Below are 6,012 nucleotides of genomic sequence, written 5' to 3'. Positions count from 1 at the left end.
CATACGTCCCATACGTCCCATACGTCCCATACGTCCCATAAAGGGAACGACTCCTCTCCCCTCTTTTCGTCAAGCTCTTTTCATCAGACACAAAAAAAGGACGCCCCTTTCGGGGCGTCCCAAGACAGTCTTTCACCTCAGCATCACGCTGAGTTGTCAAAACTTATTTTTTCTGATGGCAACCAGCACACGTCACAGGGCCTACGCCCTTCGCAACGTGACAGGACTTGCACTGCTTATGATAAGCAAGCATCAGTCCGGGCTGTTTGCCCTGATTTTTCAGAGTATGGCACTCGGAGCAAGATGTTCCTACGGAATCCTCGTCTTCGAGCTTCTGTCCATTTTCATAGACATGATGACATGCGGCGCAGTCATCAATCTCTGCTTTTTCGTTATGCATATCATGCTGAAACACTGCTGCCGGGCGCTGGTTCTGGCCAAAGGCAGGGTCTTTCAGCTGCATGATATCTTCCTGTGAAAAGGCTGTTGCCACACAAAGCAGGCCAGCAAGCGCTGCCAAGGTGATCAACAGTCCCAGCTTTTTCATGCTCATGATTGTATCCCCCTGTTGCGGACAGCATCCGCAACTCCTTGCTTGACGTGGCTTGATTTACTCAACAGCCCCAGGCTTTTCCATGAATTCATAGATAAGATCGCCAAGGAACTTCAACTCCATCTCAAGGCCGTAATGATGGATGATGTCTTCAAGCCCGCCATGGCAGTTATGGCAGGGACATACAACCGTATTTACACCCATGTCTTTCACACGGGCAAGCTGTTCAGCCTTAGCACGGTTGGACAGCACGCGCTTGGTTTTCCACGGCGGTCCACAGTTAATGACACCACCACCTGCGTTACAGCAGAGGTTATGTTCTCTGTTCGGCTCCATCTCGACAACACCCTGCGTGAAGGCATTGGCAACATAGCGACCGCACTCATGAAGACCGCGTCCACGAACCGTATTACACGGATCATGGAAGGTCACCTTTTCAGGGAACTTCTCACGGACCTTGATCCGGCCGTCCTTGATAAGCTGCTCAAAGAACTCAAGGGAGTGAACCATCGGAAGCGGTGGCATTTTCCAGCCAAGCCAACGGTTACCCACGTCATACACGCTTCGGAAAGCGTGACCACATTCACCCATAACGATGTACTTGGAGTGCAGGCGCTGAGCGGCTTCATAATGAGCCTTCTTGACGCGACCCATCGTCTCAAAGTCACCGGTGAACATAGCCATATCGGAGTTATCCCAACCGGGTTCTTCGGGCATGGTCCAGTCAAGGCCAGCTGCATGGAAAATCGCAGCAGCCTGATAGATCAGGTGCGTTCTGAACTTCGGCTCAGGGGCAATAACAGAGTACATGAACTCTGCACCATCTTTGCCCACAGGAATACGAATGTTCGGGAACTCGTCTCGAGCTTCGTCTTCCTGCCACTGCAAGGTATCAATCCACTCATCTTCCTTGACCCACATCTGGTTCATGGTCGAAGCGTGGCTGTTTACCGTATCCTGAATGTACTGAGGGGACATATCCAGCTTGGAACAAACCCGGCGTACAGTCTGGAGCATGTAGGCAATGTCGATGCCAAACGGACAATACTGCTGGCAACGGCGGCAGAGGTTACACTCTGTCGAAGAAACAACAGAACACTCACGAATTTCTTCGGGGCTGAGTTTGCCGTTCTTCTTGATCATTTTCCACATGGTGCGCTTGACTTTGCCCACCGGGGAAAACTTAGGATCTTTATCATTAGAGAGATAGTGATGGCAGGCCTCGGAACACAGACCACAGTGCACACATGTCTCCACGTATGCGCGCAGCCGTGCGCCACACTCGCCCTTCACAACCTCATTCACGGTATTTTCAATGCGCTCTGGCGTGAGCTTTTTCATGCCCTCGTCGAGCCCGAGGTCCTCGATGCTGTCGTAGTCGTAACGGCCCTGTTCCCGGTCTTCCCTGGATTTTGCCGCTACCTTCTGTATGAATGTCATCGGGGCTTCGGCCTGTTCAACACTTTCAGTGTTTTCAGCCATAGTCCTTACTCCTTAAAGAAGAATTAGCGCTCAGGTCTACCAGTCCTTAACGTGACGAACTGCGCCAAATTCAGAAGCAGTGTAGCCACGGGTGTAGACAAAGTAGAGCATGTGAGCCAGCCGGGTGAAGGGGATGCATACGAGCATCAGTTCGCCTGCCAGAATGTGAAGCGTTGTCACCAGCAAAGCGCCACCGATCTGATGATAGGCGAGAACGCCAGTCAAGAACGGTGCAGCAACGATTGCGAGGATGACAAAGTCCGATGCGGTGGTGACAAACTTAACCTGAGGCAGAGACAGTCTGCGCCATGCAAAGTACACACAGCCAACCAGTACGAGGATGGCAGCAATGTCAGCCACGTAATCGGGCAGGGTCGGCCAGCTCCAGCCAAGAACGCTTTCCTCCAGAAGCACAATGTGCCCCAGGGTAAACAGCGGAACCAGAACCAGACAAATGTGAAAGACAAAAGTCACAATTGACATGACTGGTTCCATACGGGAATTCACCGAGCGAAAAGGAATAATCCAGTGAGCAATCGAACGGAAAGCATGCTTCCAGCTCCAGTACTCAGTGACATAGGTGTCCTTTTTTGCTGTCAGGCTCAAAAGAGACCAGATGCGCCAAATGCTCCCGCCAAGGAAAACCGCAAAAGCAACCCAGACCAGAGGGCCGCTTACGAAGTTATAAAAACTCTGCATTGCTCTCCCTCCTATCCGGTAATTTCGGACACCGGCACAACGCGGCGGTAGTATTTGTCGTTTTCCACACAGCGCAGAAGTACGTGTGTCGAATCAGGACTAAACACAGGCTGCCAACACTGCTCGAAGCTCCGGCCATATTCTTTGCCGTCGATGGCATAGCTAAACTTGCCACCCTTTTCGATAACAGCACCAACATGCGCACCATCAGCACTAAAGCGAGGTGCATACACCATGTCATACTTGCCCTGCCAGGCCTTGCCATCAACAAGGAGAGACCATTTTTCGTCTTCCTTGCCGACTGCAGCAGCACGCTTTCCGTCAGCACTCATTGCGAGATGCGTCACGGAATCACCAAAGCTTGCGTTCCACGGCGTGCCATCAACAGCAACCGTCCAACGACCAAACTTCGGAGAAACAATAGCGGCGAGATGCTGGCCGTCCGCGCTGAACTGAGGGTGCCAGCACTGAACAAAGGTCGGCCAAATTCCACGGCCATCCTGAGCCAGTGTCCACTGACCCTTCTGGCGAACAGGAGCAACAACTGCCTGCGTGGTGGGGTGGAAGACAGGAGTCCAGACACTCTGGTACGTCGTGTCCCACATCTTGCCGTCAACACATATGGTGTAGTCATACATGCCGCTACGAACTTCTGCCGCAACGTGACGTGCATCAGGGGAGAAAGAGATGCCAAAGACATTGACAAAATTATGGTCCCAGGCCTTTCCGTCAACCGCAACAGAATAGGTTCCTGCTGCAAATTTTTCAGTCTCAGCCTGTCCCATGTCGATAGTCTGGACAGCAGCAGCAGTGGAAGAACCATCGCTACTCATCGTAAAATTGTTTGCATTCGCGTAGAATGTGTCCCACAGCTGGCCTTCCGTTGCCATACCGTAGCGCATGTCCTGCTGGACAGCGCAGCCAATGCGGGAACCGTCATTATTAAACAGCAAATGCCACGCGTAACCATACGGGCCTTCCCATGTGGCTCCATCAACTGCGACATACCACTCGCCCATTGACTGAGCGAAGCCACAGAGACGGCCATCAGGAGAAAATTGCAGGCCCCAAACCCGGTCGTAGGTGTCTTCCCAGTTTTCACCATTGACACAGGCGGTAAACTCGCCCTCCACATTAACTACAGCAGCGATCTTTTCGCCATCTGCACTTGCGTGGAGTTCCTCTATCCATTCATACTTTTCTCTGCAGGAGCCGAGATCAAGAAGCATTTGCTCCCCAGGCTCCCAGTTCCAGCTTGCAGAAACCACCATAGCCCTCCTTCCAACGCCTTGCGGACGTCACTCGGTTGGGGTTCTCCGTTGAGGTTATATCATCATAAGGTTTGCATGCCGTTTTCTGGTTTCCCTTAAACTCCCAAACGAGTTTTTGTCCAGAACATAGCTCATAACTTCTTAAAATAATTAAAATTCCTACTAAAAAAGTGGGTGATTCACCCTACAAATTTATATGAATTTTATTACCTGAAATCATTCGCTTTTTTTCATCCATGTTCAGCCTAAAAATCACTTTTCTGATTTTTCGTACAGGCTTATCAAAAAGGGAAAAAGCCCGGCCAAACACAAATTTTCTTCGCCAAAACCTGCGTTTTTTTCCTGCTCTCAGCAAAAAACGCCGTGCTTTTGTGCCCTCTGGCAACGCACAATGCGCAAAAAAGGCACCACCAGAAAGGAAACACTCACCAGCACACAAAAAAACAGTGATACAACATCACGGCATCTGTTATGATTCACACGGTGCACACTCTTTTCTGCGTTCAAAAAAAGAACGTAATACAAGCTTTTGGAGTGTCCTATCATAAAATGCGCCAGGTGTACAAAATAAATGAATTTTTCTTTGCGTTTTTTCCTGACAAAAATGCAGGGACTGGACGAGTTCAGGCAAACTAGGATAAAACCAGAATATGCCCAAGAATTCCTTTCGCAAACACCACACACCCCAAAGCGCTTCGTCCCACAAAGACTTCCTGCCCCACCCGGAAACAGGGCCAAGGATTCTCTTTTTTAGTGGTGGCACAGCGCTTCGCGAGCTTTCTCAAGAGCTTATTGGGCACACTCACAACTCCGTACATATCATTACATCATTTGATTCTGGCGGAAGTTCAGCCGTGTTGCGAAAGGCCTTTCACATGCCCGCCATAGGGGACATCAGGAACCGGCTTATGGCCCTTGCAGACACCAGCGTCCCTGGCATTGAGCAGACTATTACGCTTTTTGGGCACCGCTTCCCCAAAGAAGCCGAACTCTGGGCGCTGTCTGACGAGCTGGGCCAGCTGTGCAGTGGCACGCATCCTCTCATTGCGGACATCCCAGCGGCGCAAAAAAATAGTATCCGCCATTTCCTTTGCCGTTTCTATGATCTCATGCCAGAAGGCTTTGACCTGCGCGGCGCGAGCATTGGCAATCTCATTTTGGCTGCGGGCTATCTTGAGCACCGTCGCTGCCTTGGTCCAGTCATTGAGCTTTTTTCCAAGCTCATTCACGCCCGCGGAACAGTCTGTCCCGTGTTTGATGGCGACCTGCATCTTGCAGCACAGCTTGAAAATGGAGAAACGCTCTGTGGGCAGCACAAAATTACGGGCAAAGAGTCACCAGCTCCAGACTCTCCCATTTGTCAGCTTTACCTGACATCCTGCCTGGACTCTCTTGAGACACACCCAGCCCGTGCGGCCCAGTCTGCACTTTCCGCCATTGCCGAGGCAGACCTCATCTGCTTCCCAATGGGGAGCTTCTACTCCAGCGTCATTGCCAACCTGCTTCCCGCAGGCATTGGCCGTGCAGTCGCGCAAGCCCACTGCCCCAAAATTTTTGTTCCAAACCTCGGCTTTGATCCTGAATCGTTCCACCTGAGCCTGAGCGAACAGGTGCTTGCCCTGCGTCACTACCTGCTCAAAGACTGCCCCTTCCCCTGCTCCCCCCGCCAGCTTGTCAGCGGCGTCCTCTTCGACTCCGTGAATGAAAGCTACTCTGGAGATTTGTCCCTGCATCAGCTCCAGCAGCTCGATCTTGACCTTTACGACACCCGCCTGACAGCTTCTCCAAATTCGTCGCGCATTTCTGCGCAAATTCTTGCACAAAAACTCATGACGCTCTCTGGCGTCTAAAAAATTTCTTTTTCTTCGAACCCCACCTTTCTCCCGCCAATTCTACACAACAGGGTTTTTGGAATAAAAACCCGCTCTTTCGAATAGTTAAAATGTTGGACATTAGTTCAGGACTAATGCACAACATAAGAATGAGACCAAAAATTTACAGCATAAT

Annotated in this window: 5 protein-coding genes; 1 reads left to right on the top strand and 4 read right to left on the bottom strand. The window is 51.0% G+C overall.

The genetic code is table 11. The features are described from left to right. Nucleotides 1-163 precede the first annotated feature (163 nt). The 4 genes from tmcA to tmcD all read right to left on the bottom strand — a co-directional run bounded on the left by tmcA (nucleotide 164) and on the right by tmcD (nucleotide 4,005). The gene (tmcA, locus tag B5D23_RS12550; RefSeq protein ID WP_078685818.1) at nucleotides 164-547 is read right to left on the bottom strand and encodes an acidic tetraheme cytochrome c3 TmcA; all 384 of its coding nucleotides are present in this window, start codon (nucleotides 545-547) and stop codon (nucleotides 164-166) included. Between the two features lie 63 nt (nucleotides 548-610). Further along, nucleotides 611-2,035: an electron transfer complex ferredoxin TmcB gene (gene tmcB, locus B5D23_RS12545; RefSeq protein ID WP_348980893.1), complete on the bottom strand. Its 1,425-nt coding sequence runs from the start codon at nucleotides 2,033-2,035 to the stop codon at nucleotides 611-613. A gap of 36 nt (nucleotides 2,036-2,071) precedes the next feature. Continuing rightward, entirely contained in the window at nucleotides 2,072-2,734 is a 663-nt protein-coding gene (gene tmcC, locus B5D23_RS12540; RefSeq protein ID WP_078685795.1) for a TmcC family electron transfer complex membrane anchor subunit, read from the bottom strand. A gap of 11 nt (nucleotides 2,735-2,745) precedes the next feature. Beyond that, nucleotides 2,746-4,005, bottom strand: coding sequence for an electron transfer complex subunit TmcD (gene tmcD, locus B5D23_RS12535; protein ID WP_078685794.1), 1,260 nt, complete (start codon nucleotides 4,003-4,005; stop codon nucleotides 2,746-2,748). A gap of 650 nt (nucleotides 4,006-4,655) precedes the next feature. Between tmcD and B5D23_RS12530 the strand changes: the two genes are divergently transcribed. Continuing rightward, on the top strand, nucleotides 4,656-5,855 hold the full coding sequence (locus B5D23_RS12530) for a GAK system CofD-like protein (RefSeq protein ID WP_078685793.1): 1,200 nt from the start codon (nucleotides 4,656-4,658) through the stop codon (nucleotides 5,853-5,855). Nucleotides 5,856-6,012: the final 157 nt, after the last annotated feature.

Source organism: Desulfobaculum bizertense DSM 18034, from assembly GCF_900167065.1.
GTDB lineage: Bacteria > Desulfobacterota > Desulfovibrionia > Desulfovibrionales > Desulfovibrionaceae > Desulfobaculum > Desulfobaculum bizertense.
The sequence above is the reverse complement of the archived record's forward strand: the minus strand, read 5'-3'. Positions and strand labels throughout refer to the sequence as shown.